Origin of the sequence: Streptomyces violascens, assembly GCF_014649955.1 — a bacterium.
In the GTDB taxonomy this organism is placed as follows: domain Bacteria; phylum Actinomycetota; class Actinomycetes; order Streptomycetales; family Streptomycetaceae; genus Streptomyces; species Streptomyces violascens.
In genome coordinates, this window is the sequence record NZ_BMUA01000001.1 from 162181 (window position 1) to 176508 (window position 14328).

17 protein-coding genes and 1 pseudogene are annotated in these 14328 nt (G+C 68.7%); 10 read left to right on the plus strand and 8 right to left on the minus strand.

Translation table 11 applies throughout. The features are described from left to right. The first annotated feature begins 86 nt into the window (after nucleotides 1–86). Together IE206_RS00800 and IE206_RS43395 are read left to right on the plus strand one after the other, a co-directional pair. On the plus strand, nucleotides 87–947 hold the full coding sequence (locus IE206_RS00800; RefSeq protein WP_229853162.1) for an SDR family NAD(P)-dependent oxidoreductase: 861 nt from the start codon (nucleotides 87–89) through the stop codon (nucleotides 945–947). 25 nt (nucleotides 948–972) lie between these two features. After that, nucleotides 973–1416 (plus strand): hypothetical protein, encoded by a 444-nt coding sequence (locus IE206_RS43395; RefSeq protein ID WP_189959549.1) that lies wholly within the window; start codon nucleotides 973–975, stop codon nucleotides 1414–1416. A gap of 248 nt (nucleotides 1417–1664) precedes the next feature. Here IE206_RS43395 and IE206_RS00810 read toward each other — a convergent pair whose 3' ends face one another. Next, on the minus strand, nucleotides 1665–2324 hold the full coding sequence (locus IE206_RS00810) for a transposase (RefSeq protein ID WP_229853163.1): 660 nt from the start codon (nucleotides 2322–2324) through the stop codon (nucleotides 1665–1667). Here IE206_RS00810 and ligD point away from each other — a divergent pair. The 3 genes and pseudogenes from ligD to IE206_RS00820 all read left to right on the plus strand — a co-directional run. Further along, nucleotides 2214–2666, plus strand: a pseudogene (ligD, locus tag IE206_RS42295) (non-homologous end-joining DNA ligase LigD); the annotation flags it as partial. The gene IE206_RS00810 and the pseudogene ligD overlap by 111 nt on opposite strands. Before the next feature lie 133 nt (nucleotides 2667–2799). Further along, on the plus strand, nucleotides 2800–2988 hold the full coding sequence (locus IE206_RS00815) for a hypothetical protein (protein ID WP_189959551.1): 189 nt from the start codon (nucleotides 2800–2802) through the stop codon (nucleotides 2986–2988). 73 nt (nucleotides 2989–3061) lie between these two features. Beyond that, nucleotides 3062–3598 (plus strand): cysteine hydrolase family protein, encoded by a 537-nt coding sequence (locus IE206_RS00820; protein ID WP_189959553.1) that lies wholly within the window; start codon nucleotides 3062–3064, stop codon nucleotides 3596–3598. Nucleotides 3599–3615: 17 nt separating this feature from the next. On the opposite strand, the gene IE206_RS00825 is transcribed toward IE206_RS00820, so the two are convergent. The 3 genes from IE206_RS00825 to IE206_RS00835 form a co-directional block, all read right to left on the minus strand. Then, nucleotides 3616–4710: a carboxylate-amine ligase gene (locus IE206_RS00825; protein WP_189959555.1), complete on the minus strand. Its 1095-nt coding sequence runs from the start codon at nucleotides 4708–4710 to the stop codon at nucleotides 3616–3618. A gap of 185 nt (nucleotides 4711–4895) precedes the next feature. Next, nucleotides 4896–5069: a CsbD family protein gene (locus IE206_RS00830; RefSeq protein WP_189959556.1), complete on the minus strand. Its 174-nt coding sequence runs from the start codon at nucleotides 5067–5069 to the stop codon at nucleotides 4896–4898. Between the two features lie 151 nt (nucleotides 5070–5220). Next, complete coding sequence (locus IE206_RS00835; protein WP_189959559.1) at nucleotides 5221–6744, minus strand: catalase; 1524 nt, start codon at nucleotides 6742–6744, stop codon at nucleotides 5221–5223. Nucleotides 6745–6997: 253 nt separating this feature from the next. On the opposite strand from IE206_RS00835, the gene IE206_RS00840 reads away from it, so the two are divergent. Beyond that, nucleotides 6998–7276 (plus strand): isoamylase early set domain-containing protein, encoded by a 279-nt coding sequence (locus IE206_RS00840; protein ID WP_189959561.1) that lies wholly within the window; start codon nucleotides 6998–7000, stop codon nucleotides 7274–7276. Nucleotides 7277–7348: 72 nt separating this feature from the next. Here the strand turns inward: IE206_RS00840 and IE206_RS00845 are convergent, their stop codons facing one another. Next, the gene (locus tag IE206_RS00845) at nucleotides 7349–7894 is read right to left on the minus strand and encodes a hemerythrin domain-containing protein (protein ID WP_189959564.1); all 546 of its coding nucleotides are present in this window, start codon (nucleotides 7892–7894) and stop codon (nucleotides 7349–7351) included. A 323-nt stretch (nucleotides 7895–8217) separates the two neighbouring features. Between IE206_RS00845 and IE206_RS00850 the strand changes: the two genes are divergently transcribed. Next, the gene (locus IE206_RS00850; protein ID WP_189959566.1) at nucleotides 8218–8709 is read left to right on the plus strand and encodes a DUF2975 domain-containing protein; all 492 of its coding nucleotides are present in this window, start codon (nucleotides 8218–8220) and stop codon (nucleotides 8707–8709) included. After that, the gene (locus tag IE206_RS00855; RefSeq protein ID WP_189959568.1) at nucleotides 8709–8930 is read left to right on the plus strand and encodes a helix-turn-helix domain-containing protein; all 222 of its coding nucleotides are present in this window, start codon (nucleotides 8709–8711) and stop codon (nucleotides 8928–8930) included. Before IE206_RS00850 ends, IE206_RS00855 begins: the two co-directional genes overlap by 1 nt. A gap of 16 nt (nucleotides 8931–8946) precedes the next feature. On the opposite strand, the gene IE206_RS00860 is transcribed toward IE206_RS00855, so the two are convergent. Beyond that, a complete protein-coding gene (locus tag IE206_RS00860; protein ID WP_189959570.1) occupies nucleotides 8947–9708 on the minus strand; it encodes a MerR family transcriptional regulator in 762 nt (253 codons plus the stop codon). A 201-nt stretch (nucleotides 9709–9909) separates the two neighbouring features. After that, on the minus strand, nucleotides 9910–10803 hold the full coding sequence (locus tag IE206_RS00865; RefSeq protein ID WP_373300846.1) for an isopenicillin N synthase family dioxygenase: 894 nt from the start codon (nucleotides 10801–10803) through the stop codon (nucleotides 9910–9912). A 775-nt stretch (nucleotides 10804–11578) separates the two neighbouring features. On the opposite strand from IE206_RS00865, the gene IE206_RS00870 reads away from it, so the two are divergent. Further along, nucleotides 11579–12934 carry a L,D-transpeptidase gene (locus IE206_RS00870; RefSeq protein WP_226598593.1) on the plus strand — a complete coding sequence of 452 codons (1356 nt, stop codon included), beginning with the start codon at nucleotides 11579–11581 and terminating at the stop codon, nucleotides 12932–12934. Between the two features lie 13 nt (nucleotides 12935–12947). Here the strand turns inward: IE206_RS00870 and IE206_RS00875 are convergent, their stop codons facing one another. Then, complete coding sequence (locus IE206_RS00875) at nucleotides 12948–13688, minus strand: class I SAM-dependent methyltransferase (RefSeq protein WP_189959572.1); 741 nt, start codon at nucleotides 13686–13688, stop codon at nucleotides 12948–12950. A gap of 131 nt (nucleotides 13689–13819) precedes the next feature. Between IE206_RS00875 and IE206_RS00880 the strand changes: the two genes are divergently transcribed. Beyond that, nucleotides 13820–14248, plus strand: a complete 429-nt coding sequence (locus tag IE206_RS00880) for an SRPBCC family protein (RefSeq protein ID WP_189959574.1) — start codon at nucleotides 13820–13822, stop codon at nucleotides 14246–14248. The last annotated feature ends 80 nt before the right edge of the window (nucleotides 14249–14328 follow it).

Genomic DNA, 14328 nt, shown 5'->3' on the forward strand with positions numbered 1-14328 from the left:
CGTATTGACTCAGGAACGCGACGGCGGGCATGATTGAGGCATCGAACGATACGAACCGTCTCGTCTCACTTGAGGGGAGTCATACCGTGCGTACCTCAACCGGAAACACCGGCCGAGTCTGGTTCATCACGGGGGCCAGCCGTGGTCTCGGCCGCGCCTTCGCGGAGGCCGCGCTCGGCGCGGGCGATCGCGTCGCCCTCGCCGCACGTTCGGTCGGCACCCTGGCCGAGCTCGCGGCCGCCCATCCCGGGCGGGTCCTGCCCCTCGGGCTTGACGTGACCGACCGTCAAGCGGTGTTCGCAGCAGTCGCCGAGGCAGTCGGCCATTTCGGGCGGCTCGACGTCGTCGTCAACAATGCCGGGACACTGTCCATGGGCATGGTCGAGGGATTCACCGAGGCCGAGGCCCGAGCCCAGTTCGAAGTCAACTTCTTCGGCGCCCTGTGGGTATCTCAGGCGGTGCTGCCCACGCTGCGGGAGCAGGGCTCCGGGCATCTGGTGCAGATATCGAGCATCGGCGCGCTCGGAGGCTTCCCGAGCACGGGTCTCTACAGCGCCAGCAAATGCGCCCTTGAGGGCCTGAGCGAGGCGCTCGCCCTGGAGGCGGCCGGCTTCGGAGTGAAGGTCAGCATCATCGAGCCGGGCGGCTACTGGACGGACCTCTACACCGCGATGCACAGCACCGGCACGCTGGCGGCATACGACCCGCTGCGGGCGGACCTCGCGGCGCAGTTCGCCGATGGCTCGATCGACAGCGACCCCAAGCTCGCCGCCGCCGCCCTGCTGACGCTCGTGGACAGCGACGAGCCACCGCAGCGCCTGCTGCTCGGCAGCATGGTCTATGACCTCGCGTTCGACATCTCCCGCAAGCGCATGGCCACTTGGGCCGGATGGGAGCAGGTCAGCCGCGCCGCCGAGCACGCGATACCGGCACCGCCGGCTGGATGAGCACTGCCGGGCCAGGGCGGTCACCGTGTCGATCGACTCGGACACCGCCCAGTTGTATGGGCACGCAGTGCCGTTGCCCCCTTCTTCTCGCGCTTCGCTCGGACTGCGATCCCCCTCCCCGCTCATTCAGGCGTGCAAGGTCTACCGCGCCCAGTTCCCGGGCCCCGGCAAGACCAACAAAAACGTGATCGGCAAGACCGGCGTGATCAAGCGTCTCGCTCAGGGCGAGTTCACCGAGGTCCACAAGCCTCTCAACCAGGGTGCGCTCTTCACCTACACCCAGCACGAGCAGCCCCAGTCGCTCGGCATCGGTCCGGAGACCGACGACCAGGGCGTGGTGCACAAGACCGGACGCATCACCAGGCTGAGGGCCAAGCTCTCCCGCGGCTACTACGGAGAGGGCAGCCAGATCTCCAAGCCCACGGCCGAGGAGTACGAGGAGATCACGAGCAGCCCCAGACAGCACTGAACCAAGGCATGCAGGCGCAGATCCGCACGCCGGCTGGGCGGAGGCCCCGAAGCTGCCGCCCTATGTCACGTCCCTCTGCGCGACCGGAGGTGAACGCCGTTGCAAGCCATGCCGTACAGGGCACGGCGGTCTCCGCTCAGCGCGAATCGGCGGACTGCTAGGCCGTGTTCAAGGGTGCGCCGATCGCCTCGCTGAACATCGCGAGGCGATCGGCGAGGACCACACTCTGCGCACTAGTGCTGCGTTCCTCATAGGACGTACACATAGCGACGCCTGCGTGTGCGGGTGGGAGGTGCTGGTCGTCCCCAGATCCAGGGGCGGGCACGGGTGTTGAGCTGGGCAGTAGCCAGCTCGGTGGCGTGGGCGATGTCGTGGGGGCTACAGAAGGAACGGCCGGCCAGCGCGGTCTTGCGGAAGAGGCGCCACCAGCCTTCTTGCAGGTTGAGCCAGCAGGCACCGACCGGGATGAAGGCGTGGTGGATGCGCGGGTGGTCTTCCAGCCAGGCCCTGGTGGACACGCTGCGGTGTGCGGACAGGTTGTCGGTGACGATCCAGATCGTCCCACTCGGGTTGGCCTGCTCCACGCGCTCCAGGAACTGTTGGTAGCAGACGCTGCTGCGGGACGGCGCGGTCATCGTGATCTCCATGCCGTCGCGGATCCGCAGTCCGCCGAAGACCCAGGTCTTTTCCGGGCCCCGGCTGTAGTCGAGGTCGGACTTGATGCGGTGCCCGTCCGGCGACCAGCCCGGTCCGGGTGGAAAGGTCCGCGGGATCACCGGCCCGAGCTCGTCCGCGCAGTGTTCCCCGAGGACGGCATCACCAAGGCTGACCTCGCCGAGTACTACCGCGGTGTTGCCCGCAAAATGCTGCCTCACCTGCACGGCCGCCCACTGATGCTGGAGCGCCACCCGGAGGGGGTCGACGGCAAGAGCTTCAAGAGAAGGACGCACCGGACAACTTTCCCGACTGTGTGGACACCGCCGAGCTGCCCAAGGAGGACGGCACCGTCACTCACGTGCTCTGCGACGACACCGCCACTCTCCCGTACCTCGCCAGCCAGGCCTGTATCACCCCGCACGCTGGCTCGCGAAGGCCGATCGGAAGCAGGCCCGGCACGGGCGGCTCCACCTGGACGTACAGCACAACGCCTATGCCCAGACCACGGTCGCCCCATACGCCGTAGGGCCCTTCCCGGCGCCCCCGTCGCACCTTTGGCCTGGTCGGAGCTGAACGAACCGGGCCTGGCCGCCCTGGCCGACAGCGGCTGATCACACGCGAGCAGGGGCGCCGCCGCCGACGGGTCACCCGAATGCCCCGCGCCGGGGAGCGCGGGACCCTCAGCTGTGATGGCGTGGAGTGCTGTCCACGGTACGGAGGACTGTCATGTACGAAATGCACGTCGGCATATCTGTCAGTGGCGTCGGCCAGGTGTGGCACGTAGTGGCCCAGGGCCAGCGCGCCACCCTGTGCGGGCAGCCCCTCGACCTCGACGGGGACGCCGAGACCGACCACCACTGTCTGGCCTGCATGACGGCCTTCCAGCACCTCATGCAAGCGGCCGAGCCCGCCTGACCCCGAAGGCCGGCAAACGCCGTGACCGCTATCCCCGGGCACGCCATGGGTGGCCGGATGCAAGGTGGAAGGCATGGACAAGACGGCAGTCATCGTCATCGACATGATCAACACGTATGACCACGCCGACGCCGACCTGCTGCTCCCCGCCGCCCAGGCCGCACTGCCCGCCATCGTGAAACTCCTGGAAACGGCGCGTCGCCATGATGTCCCGGTCATCTACGCCAACGACAACTTCGGGCAGTGGAGATCCCACCACGGCGAACTCCTCGACACGGCCCTCTCAGGACCGCACGCCGACCTCGTACGCCCCCTCAGCCCCGACAAGGACTCGCTGTTCGTGGTGAAGGCCCGCCACTCGATCTTCTACGAGACCCCCCTCAGCTACCTCCTGAGGCAGCAAGGGATCACCCATGTCGTGCTCTGCGGACAGGTCACCGAGCAGTGCGTCCTCTACTCCGCACTCGACGCCCACATCCGGCACCTCGAAGTGACCGTCCCCCGCGACGCAGTCGCCCACATCCACCGAGACCTGGCCGATGCCGCCCTGGGGATGATGGAACGCAACATGGACGCCCACATCCCCACCACCGACGAGTTGGACTGGTGACGCCGAGCGCATGCCGTTCAGGTGGAGGCGGTTTCGTCGATGATGAAGTCGATCAGGGCGGGGAGTCCTCCCTCGGCCAGGGCGTGACGCTGCCGGTCGGCGCCGGTGCCTTCGCGCAGCAGGCGGTGAAGAAGGGGATCGACGTGGCGGCCGTCGCCGTGTTCCTCGAGGGCCGGGGCGATGTGCCGGGCCAGCTGGACCAGGACGTCGCCGGCGGGGCGGGGGCGGCCCGCGAGGTCGAGAAGGGTGGTGCCGAGGCCGTGTCGGGCGGCATGCCACATCGCGGCCTGGAGCAGCTCGGGAGGGCAGGCGGGCTCAGGGACTGCGTCCTTCTGCTCGCGGATGGCCGTGGCGGCCAGGGCCCGCACGATTCCCGCGAGCATCACCGCGTCGTCCACGCGTAGCTGGACGTCCATGCAGCGGACTTCGACGGTGGGGTAGCGCTCGGAGAGACGCGCCTGCCAGTAGAGCTGCCCCGCATCCGCGATGGTTGCGGACGCGACGAGTGCGTCGGTGCGTCGTTCGTAGTCCTCGAGGTCGGCGAAGGGCGGTGGCGGCCCGCTGACCGGCCAACGGCTGAAGACGGGCGTGCGCCAGCTCGCGAAGGCGGTGTCGTTGCCGTCCCAGAACGGCGAGTTCGCCGACATGGCCAGAAGTGTGGGCAGCCAGACCCGGAGACGGTTCAGAACCGCCACTCCCATCCCCCGGTCCGGCATCCCGACATGCACATGCATCCCGTTGATCAGCATGCCGTCGATGAGATGGCCGCCCTGCTTGCGCAGTTCCAGATACCGGCGCTTGTCCGTGACGGGAACGGTCCCCGCACCCGACACCGGAGCCGCGGCGGTCGCGGCGAGACGGCACCCCGCACGCTCCGCGGCCGTGCCCAAGGCGTGACGCAACCGCAGCAGATGGCCGGCCACTTCCGCCAGGCTGCCGCACACCGGTGTGGCGGCCTCGACCTGCGCCTGCAGCAGCTCCAGCTGTACCTCGTCGTCCTCGGCCAGCGCCTCAAGCCCTGCGGCGCGGCGCACCTCCTCCGACCGAGGCACAGGATGCCCGGTGACCGGATCGAGCAGCAGGTACTCCTCTTCGACCCCGATGGTGATCATGACTAGTAACTACCCGTCGTGCGGCCGACCGTACCGGCAACCACTCATGACCCCGGCGGTCGCACCGAGTCCGGGGCGACGGGCCCTGCCAACGAGGATCGAAAGGGACTCAGAGAGGTTCAGAAGCCCAGGTGGGGCACGGCCACAGGCTCGGGCCGCGCCCCACGAGACGTCCCGGCAGCGGGTCAGTGCTTGAAGACGTCCTTGGCCTTCTCCTTGGCCTGGCGCGCGTCTCCCTTGGCCTGCTCGGCACGGCCCTTCGCTTCCATGCTCTCGTTGCCCACGGCGCGTCCCACGGCCTCCTTGGCCTTGCCCTTGACCTGCTCGGACTTCGCCTTGGCCTTCTTGTTGCCGGACATTCGATCACTCCCTTGGTTCGTCGGACACCTACGACCGTCGTACGGGTGCGCACGCCCGTCAGGCCCAAACCCGGTCCCGGGCAGTGCCGACGTGCTCGCCTTCCCGGCGTGGGGGCCACCGGCGGAACGCCACGAGGCCCTGCCCCTGTGGTCAGGCCTTTTCCTGCATGTCCCGCCGCGCGGGGTTGCTCTGCTCCGCGGCCTTGGGGTCCTTCTCGTCCGCCTTGGCGCGAACTCCCCGTTCGATGCGCTCACCGATCGACTTGTCGATGTTGGACCAGTACTCGAAGGCACGTCGCAGGACCGGCTCGGTAACCCCGTTGAGGAGGTGACCCACCACGTTGTCCACCAGCCGGTCCCGGGCCGCGTCGTCCAGGACCTCGCGCACCATGGTGCCTGGCTGGCCCCAGTCGTCGTCCTCGGCATGCGAGACGTAGGCCGATCGTGTGATTTCCCCGTCGATGTGCCAGCTGGGCGGGTTCCCGTACCGGCCGGTGTCGGCCGCCGGGCCGCCCTTCGAGTTCGGTGCGTAGACCGGGTCGACGGTCTTGCGGTACGCCATCGCCCCGTCCTTGGAGTACGTGTGCACCGGGACGACCGGGGCGTTGACGGGCAGTTGCTGATAGTTGCCGCCGATCCGATGCCGGTGTGCGTCCGCGTACGAGAACAGCCGGGCCAGCAGCATCCGGTCCGGGCTGGGGCCGATCCCGGGAACGAGGTTGTTCGGCTGGAAGGCCGCCTGCTCGATCTCCGCATGGTGGTCGGTGGGGTTGCGGTCCAGGGTCATCCGGCCCACCTCGATCAGCGGGTAGTCGCTGTGGGGCCACACCTTCGTCAGGTCGAACGGGTTGAACCGGTATTCCGCAGCGTCCTCGTACGGCATGACCTGCACATGCAGGGTCCAGCTCGGGTACTCCCCGTCGCGGATGTGCTCGAAGAGATCGCGCGTGTGGTAATCGGTGTCGGCCGATGCCATCTGGTCGGCCTCGTCCTGAGTGAAGTACTCGATGCCCTGGTCGGTCTTGAAGTGGTACTTCACCCAGAAGCGCTCACCTCGGGCGTTGATCCACATGTAGGTGTGGGAGGTGTATCCGTTCATGTGGCGCCAGGTGCGGGGGATGCCACGGTCGCCCATGAGCCACGTGACCTGGTGAGCCGACTCCGGCGAGAGGGTCCAGAAGTCCCACTGCATGTCGTGGTCGCGCAGATTGTTGTCCGCCCGGCGCTTCTGGGACCGGATGAAGTGCTGGAACTTCATCGGATCCTTGACGAAGAACACGGGGGTGTTGTTACCCACCATGTCGTAGTTGCCCTCGCTGGTGTAGAACTTCACCGCGAATCCGCGCGGGTCCCGCCAGGTGTCCGGGCTGCCGCGTTCCCCTGCGACCGTGGAGAACCGGGTGACCAGTTCGGTCCTGGCACCGGGTTGGAAGACGGCGGCCTTGGTGTAGGCACTGACATCGTTGGTCACTTCGAAATGCCCGAAGGCACCACTCCCCTTGGCGTGCGGCTGGCGCTCGGGGATCCGCTCCCGGTTGAACTGCGCCATCTGCTCGATCAGATAGGAGTCCTGCAGCAGGACCGGCCCACCCGGGCCGACGGTGAGCGAGTGTTCGTCACTCTCCACCGGAGCACCGGAATCGCTGGTGGTCGGCTCGCGTGAAGTCTCGGTCATCGGTCTCTCCTCCGTCGGACGGTGCCAGGCGAAACACTGGTCAGGCCACGGCTGCGAGAAGCCGTTGCGGCATTACGCGTGTAGCCCGCCGTGGGCGCTGCCAAACCCGGCGATTCGCCGCATGTGCACCGGCTGGGCCGGGCGGTTGACGCCGGGCCCCTTACGGCGGTGTCGACGAGCGGCGGGCGCGTCGGCCGCCGACGATGGACCCCTGTCCCCCATCCCCGTCGCCGCCACCCTCAGGAGCCCGCTGGTGCTGAACCGCACACCGCGCAACAACCGCACCGAAGTCACATTCATCCTCCCGGCCGACACACCACCCGGACCGGTCAGCGTGGTGGGCGACTTCAACAACTGGCAGCCGGGCATTCACACCCTGACGCCCCGCGAGGACGGCAGCCGCGCCGTCACCATCGAGCTGCCCAGCAAGAGCAGCCACTCGTTCAGATACCTGGCCGCCGGCGACTACTGGTTCAACGACGATGACAGCACCGCCCACCAGGACGGCCCCAACAGCCGCCTGCACACCTGACCGCGGCGGCCACTCGGCCCACACCGGTCTTTGTAGGCAGCGAACGCTCCCCCGCCCCGTAAAGACTGCGGACTACTTGCCGCGGCCTGTGACGAAGTCCCGGACCCGGTCGACCAGCCCGACACCCGGGGCGAGGAGCTTGTTGGCCGGGACTGCGGGGTGGGGGCGGGTGGGAGCGGTCTTCTTCGCGTGGCGCACCTTCTCGCCCAGACTCTCCAGGACGAAGGGGTGACAGCCCTCGCGCAGCCGCACGAAGAGGTTGTCCTCCTCGTCCTTGACGTGGGCGAAGACCTCGGTTTTGAGATGCACCAGGATCCGGGTGAACGCGAGATCGCCGGCATCCGTGGCCTCCAGGTCCTTGAGCAGCTGCTCCACGCGCCCGTGGTCGGCGAGTTCCTTGTCCGCCAGCGCGTCGCCGTTCTCCAGGTACTCGCGCACCGCCGGGTAGAGGTGCTCCTCCTCGGCCACCGCGTGCCGCACCAGCTCGATGGTGAGCCGGTCGGCCAGTTCCTTGCGCTCCGCCGTGCCCGGCATGGTGTCCTCGATCCGGGCGAAGAGCTCGTCCACCTCACGGTGATCGGCGGTCAGCTCCGCGATGACATCGGGACTGTGCACCATGGCGGATACCGCCTTCCTCGGTCCGGGGCGGCCGACTTCTCCCGGCACACCATGAACACGCGTTCCCTGCGCACATCCGCCATAACGCAGCGCCAGAAGGTTACGCCGGATGGCGCTCAGATGGCCCCGCCCAGCACCCTCGGCCGCCGTGTGGGCACCCACACGGGCGGGGATCTGCTGCTGCGCGCGATCGGGGCGACGGTCCCGGTCATCCGCAGGCGGCCCGGGACGGGTGGGTCTGCTCGCCCATCCTCCGTTCCAGCCCTTGCCGCACCTATCGAAACTCGATAGATTCCCATCGTAAGTCGATGGAGGGACGGGTCATGGGAAAGCTGGCAGTGCGTGCGTTGCGCGCCGTGCTCGCGGTGGTGCTCGCCGGCACCGCGTTCGTACAGGCAGGGATGGTGTGGGCGTTGGTCAGCGGGAGCGACCCGGAGGACGGGTCGGTCCCACTGACCGCGCTGCGCGTGATCACGATCCTGGGCATGATGTCGGCCCAGGTCGCCCTGGTCTGCGTATGGCGGCTGGTCGCGATGGTGCGACGCGGCACCGTGTTCTCCCACGCCGCTTTCCGGTACGTGGACATCTTGATCGGCGCGATCGTGGCGGCGTCCCTCGTGTGGTTCGCGGTCACGATCGTCAACGCACCGGGACAGCGGGACGACCCGGGCGTCAGCGTCATCATGGCCGGGATCGGCGTGGCCATCCTGGGGGTCGCGCTCATGGTGCTCGTGCTGCGGATGCTGCTCGCCCAGGCGGTCGCGCGCGACGTCGAAGCCGCTCGGATGCAGGCCGAGTTGGACGAGGTGATCTGATGCCGATCACCGTCGACATCGACGTGATGCTGGCCAGGCGGAAGATGTCCGTGGGTGAACTCGCGGACCGCGTAGGGATCACTCCCACCAACCTCGCGGTACTCAAGAACGGCCGCGCCAAGGCGGTGCGGTTCGCCACGCTCGCCGCGCTCTGCGAGGTGCTCAAGTGCCAGCCGGGCGACCTGCTGCGCTGGGAGCCCGAAGACGCCACCAGCGGATGACGTGCCCCGGGCCGGTTCAGCCGAGGCGCGTGGTGGCGTAGGCGTCGATGGCGGCGCGCTGGTAGAGGGCCAGGCCCGGTGCGATCGACTCGTACGCGGCGCGCCAGTGTTCGTTCTCCACACAGGAACGCCCGATCGCCCGGTATTCCTCGGCGGTGGCCTGCCGGATCCGGGCCAGCGTGCGGTACTGGGTGTCGATCTCCGCCTGTACCTCGGCGGAGTCGGCGGGCAGACCGGCGGCCAGTAGCTCGGCCAGCCGGATCATCTGTGCGGTGCGCTCGCGCTCGTCGGCCTCGATCTCGGCCTCGCTCAGCATCGCGTTGTGCCGTTCGATGGCCCCGGCCAGTTCCGGGAAGTCACGCAGGGCCTTCATGCAGTGGGCGGGCCGGATGCCCTCGAAGAGGTTTTCCGGCCGGTTGATGCTGGTCATGGGTGTGCCGTCCTTCCTGGACCGTTCCAGTTCGGTGATCGTGCGGGCGACGGTGGCGGCCAGGGTGTCCAGCCGGTCGCGCTCGGCCAGCAGTTGGCGGTGGTGGCCGCGCAGGGCCTCCAGTTCGTCGACCTGCTCGGCCAGGACCCGGCCGATTTCCGGCAGTCCAACGCCCAGGGCCCGCAGCACGAGGATCTGCTGGAGCTGCAGCAACTGCCGCTCCTCGTAGTAGCGGCGGCCGTTGGTGCCGATGCGGGCGGGTGGCAGCAGGCCGATCTCGTCGTAGTGCCGCAGTGTCCGGGCCGTCACACCCGATATCCGGGCGACCTCCGCGATCGGCCAGGCCATCGCCGCCTCCCCCACGGGTGCGTCACCGAGCCGGTTTCTCCGGCCCTGCCCCAAACGGTAGAAGCTGCCGCAACGGCAGCTTCAAGCCCCTCACCAGATTTTCCGGCCACGTTCCAGCCGGCCAGGGACGGCCGCAACCCGGCGGACTTGAAGGGTCACCGCTCGCGGGGTGGCCGACCGAACGCGGAGACGGCGGCTGTGTCAGTCGGCCGTGATCGCGTCCAGCTGCGCCCGCAGGTAGGTGTGGGAATCGATGCCCCGGACGTCCGTGCCGGGGTCGCACTCGTAGAAGTACACCAGCGACAGCAGTTCTTCGGCGGGGGCGTCGGCGGGTGGTGGCAGCACCCGGTGGCGGCCCGACTTCCAGCGGCCGTCGGTCCAACGGGCCATCAGGTCACCGATGTTGACGGTCAGGGCGGCGGGGTCGTACGGGGCGTCCTGCCAGCCGTGCCGGTCCGAGAAGACCTGAAGGCCGCCCTTGCCGTGCTGTCGGTCCAGGACCGTCACCGTCCCGAAGTCGGTGTGGGGTCCGATCCGGAACTGGCCCGGCTGCGGGGCGCCGACGGTGTCCGTCCCGGGGTACCAGTTGATGTTGAACCCCCAGGTGGGGTGGCCGGTGTGCCGGGTGAAGAAGTCTTCGGGGCGGCCGAGGGATACGGCCAGGAGGTCCAGGAGGCGGTCGGAGAGAGCCTTCATCCCGGCGAGGTAGTCGGCGAGGAGCGGTTTGAGGTCCGGGACTTCGAAGGGCCAGGTGTTGGGCACGAACCACTCCGCGTCGACGGCCGCGTCCCCGGTGGGCTGCTCGGCGGCGAAGGACAGCGACTCCTTCAGGTCCGGCGGAGTCTCCGTGCCCTCGGCATAGCCGTTGGCCTCGGCTCCCGGGCCCAGCCACCCCCGCCCGCCCACCTTCACGGCGTACGGCTGCTTGGCCGAGACGGGGAGGCGGAAGAAGTCGCGTGCGGTCTCGCGGATGGCGGCGGGCAGCGAGGGGTCGATGCCGTGGCCCGTGACCAGGAGGAAGCCGGCGTTCTGGAGAGCACGGTCGATCCGGGCCGGGTCGGGGGCAGTCAGATCGATGGTGGGGATGAGGTCCACGTGAGAGATCTCCCCCGCCCCGCCGCATCCCGAAACCCGGCCCGCCGCCCCCGTGCGGTCCCGAACAGGTGCTGCCCTCAGAGCAGACCTGGGGTGAGATGACGCCAATAGCTGCACGAAGGGAACGGCGAGTTCGCGCCCGCACTCGGCCCGGCCGGCCGACGCGCCGCCCCCGCACCGCCTCAACAATGCGCCCCGGCCTGCGGTACGCCCCGTCGGGCCCAACTACGAAGAGGGGAGCGGAGGTTGTTGTCCTTGTCCGGGCCTTGCGGAGCGCCCGGCGCAGCGCGAAACAGAACCGGCCGGCCCCGCCCCACGACACCAACCGGTGGTCCATGCCCAAACACCCACGCAGGGTACTCATCACAGACATGACACGATTTCAGTCAGTTGGATGCCTTATGTTTCCCAGGCGCCCGAGCCCCGTGACATGCTGCGTGAGCGGCCGTCCGTGGGGGAGGCCGCACTTTGGTCGGCGCCCGGTCCTCAACCGTGCCCCGGTGGACCGGACGCCGACACCAGCCTTCACACCTGCCGACCCTGGAAGCAGACGGCCTCCTGCCGCTGCCGGCCAGGACCGACCAACCCCCGCTCAGGGCCGTTGGTTCAACCGGGCGGTCCGCTGCACCCGTTCGGTCCCATCGGCAGCGACGCGGTCATATGGTCCTCCCACGGTCTGCTCTGATGACGCCATCCCACTGTCGATGCTTGGGAGGGCCGCACGGTGAGACCCCGGGTCAGGTACTGGAGCATGGCGCTCGTCGCGGCAGGTGCCATGACCATGGCAGCCGCGGCGCCCATGCTCACTCCATCGCTGCACACCCGCTCCACAGTGCCCCTCCTCGCGGACACGGCGCTGGAAGCCGTGGCGGGCAAGCAACCTGTGGGCGGTCTGTGCACCAAGAGCTGCCCCGTCGGCTCGTGCGAGGCCGCGGGTTCCGGGGGCGACGACCGGCCGCATCCGACCGACGACGACGGCCGGCATCAACTGCCGATCCAGCGTGTGGACTTGGACCCGGAATCCGTGATGCCGTTGGCGGATCCCGCCGACTCACTGACGATCCGTCTGAGAGCGGACGGCCAGCTCACGGATGTGAGCGTCACCGATGCGCAGGGACGACACCTGGCGGGTCGGATCAGCGACGACGGCGCCTGCTGGCACAGTACGACACCGCTGCGCGCCGGTACCCGCTACCTCCTCCGAGCCATGGCCGAGGACGAGGACGGCCTGCCCGGGCAGGCCAGTTGGGCCCTGGAGACCGCACCGCCGCCACCGGGCAACAGGCTCACCGCCGCCTTCGGTCCCACGCCCGGCGTCTACGGAGTGGGGCAGCCCGTCGTCGCCGAACTGTCCCAGCCCGTCCCGGCAGCCGACCGCGAGGCGCGCAGGCTCGTCGAACGGTCCCTGCAGGTGACCTCCGAGCCCGCCGTGCAGGGCACCTGGTACTGGGTGGACGACAGCACTCTCCACTACCGGCCCCAGACGTACTGGCCCACCCACGCCACCATCCAGGTACGCAGCGGCCTCGACCGGGTCCATGTCACCGACAGGCTGTACGGCGGCCCGTCACAGCCGCTCACCCTCACCACCGGTGACCGGATCGAAGCCATCACCGACGTCGCGGCGCACGAGATGACCGTCAAGCGCAACGGCCACACGATCAGAACGATCCCGGTGACCACCGGCAAGGCGGGTTTCCGCACCCGCGAGGGCATCAAGGTGGTCCTGGGCAAGGAACGCACCGTACGCATGCGGGGCGACTCGATCGGCATCGCCCGCGGCACCAGCGACTTCTACGACCTCCCCGTCTCCTACGCCACCCGCCTCACCTGGAGCGGCGAGTACGTCCACGCGGCTCCCTGGTCCCTCGAATCCCAGGGCGCCGAGAACGTCAGCCACGGCTGCACCGGCATGTCCAGCGACGACGCCGCCTGGTTCTACGACACCATCAGTCCCGGCGACATCGTCGACGTCATCCACGGCTACGGCACTCCCATGACCGTCTTCGACAACGGCTACGGCGACTGGAACCTCACCTGGAAGCAGTGGCTCACCGGCAGTTCCCTGGCCGCCATCCCCCACTATCCGGCCATCACCACCGCCGCCGCACGCCTGCGGCCCACCCCCTGATCCCGCCATCCCACTACTCCTGGGCGTTGCGGCGGAACAGGGCTGTCCACAGGAAGGCTTCGCCGAAGTGGGCGGACTCGACTGGCTCGTCGTGCATGCGCCGGATCTCCACCTCGGCAACGCGGGAGAAGATCCTGCGCAGGTCCTGGGAGGTGTAGGCGAGCCCGCCGTGGAGGCGGGCGTCGCGGTAGAAGGCCGTGTCGGGAAGCGTGGAGGCTCCGCTCTCGCCGGGGGCGAAGCAGGTGAGGGCGAAATGGCCGCCGGGGACGAGGAGTCGGTCGAGGAGGTCGAGGTAGCTGATGCGGCGGTGGGGTGGCAGGTGGTGGAAGCAGCCCGAGTCGTAGATGAGGTCGTAGGGGCCGTTCAGCTCCGCCTCAGTGAGGCTGAAGGCGTCCGCACAGCGGAATCGGATGTCGGCTCCGGCCTGCAGAGCACGTTCTTGAGCCCAGGCGATGGCCGTGGGGGACAGATCTACGGCGTCCACCTGGAAACCGTGTGAGGCAAGGTGGAGGGCGTTGCGCCCGGGCCCGCAGCCGAGGTCGAGCGCCCGTCCCGGAGTGATGAGTTCGCGGTCGAGGTAGGAAGCCAGGTTCTCGTCCGGTTTCGCCGCGAAGAACGGCACGGGCTTGGAGCGGTCGGTGTAGAAATCGTCCCACCAGGTGGCCGCACCGCTCGTCCAGCGATCGGCCTCGGGTGCGAACAGGCCGTCCAGAAGCTCCAGCACGTCCTCGACCGTGTAGATGTTCCGGTCCATACAGTCCCCTTCCGTCATGGGAGACGCTACGGCCCGACACCATAAAATCCCAGGTCAGGGCGGAGTGCACGACAGCACAGACGGGCGGTGGCAAGCCTGGGGCAGACGCAGGCGAGCCATCACCTGCGCCCGTGCATACGGCACGGTCCCTGCCCCCGTCGATGGCCACCGCGCGGGCATTCCGGCCGGCGCTCAAGCGGAATTCTGAGGCGATTGCCTGCCCCGCATCCGGAAGACGCCCACGCCACTACCAGTGGACGACGGGCTACGCCGGAGACGGTTTTCCGGACGGGGCGCAGGGTCACCGGGGAGCGGCTGACCGAGAAGGTCGAACAGCGCCTCTTGGCCTACGAAGACGCGTCAACCCCTCGCTGCGCAACTACCACGCGCGCATCGAGCTGGAGCCGACGTCCGACTCGGGCACGGTCATCCACTGGTACGGCGAGTACGAGACGGGTTGGGCGTTGCGCTGGATCTTGCCGCACTACCTCCAGAAGTTCATGCAGGGCATGGCGGAAGGCCTGGCCCGCTTCGCCGAGGAGGGCAAGCCGACGCGGTGAAGCCGGCACCGCAGCAGCGGAACGGCCATCAGCGTGCGGGCACCGGCTTCGTGCGTACCGAGTAACGGGTGATGAGTACC

Coding starts and splice junctions, on each gene's coding strand:
- IE206_RS00815 (WP_189959551.1), top strand. CDS start 2,800: ATGTACGAAATGCACGTCGGCATATCTGTCAGTGGCGTCGGCCAGGTG.
- IE206_RS00820 (WP_189959553.1), top strand. CDS start 3,062: ATGGACAAGACGGCAGTCATCGTCATCGACATGATCAACACGTATGAC.
- IE206_RS00825 (WP_189959555.1), bottom strand. CDS start 4,710: ATGATCACCATCGGGGTCGAAGAGGAGTACCTGCTGCTCGATCCGGTC.
- IE206_RS00830 (WP_189959556.1), bottom strand. CDS start 5,069: ATGTCCGGCAACAAGAAGGCCAAGGCGAAGTCCGAGCAGGTCAAGGGC.
- IE206_RS00835 (WP_189959559.1), bottom strand. CDS start 6,744: ATGACCGAGACTTCACGCGAGCCGACCACCAGCGATTCCGGTGCTCCG.
- IE206_RS00845 (WP_189959564.1), bottom strand. CDS start 7,894: ATGGTGCACAGTCCCGATGTCATCGCGGAGCTGACCGCCGATCACCGT.
- IE206_RS00850 (WP_189959566.1), top strand. CDS start 8,218: ATGGGAAAGCTGGCAGTGCGTGCGTTGCGCGCCGTGCTCGCGGTGGTG.
- IE206_RS00855 (WP_189959568.1), top strand. CDS start 8,709: ATGCCGATCACCGTCGACATCGACGTGATGCTGGCCAGGCGGAAGATG.
- IE206_RS00860 (WP_189959570.1), bottom strand. CDS start 9,708: ATGGCCTGGCCGATCGCGGAGGTCGCCCGGATATCGGGTGTGACGGCC.
- IE206_RS00870 (WP_226598593.1), top strand. CDS start 11,579: ATGACCATGGCAGCCGCGGCGCCCATGCTCACTCCATCGCTGCACACC.
- IE206_RS00875 (WP_189959572.1), bottom strand. CDS start 13,688: ATGGACCGGAACATCTACACGGTCGAGGACGTGCTGGAGCTTCTGGAC.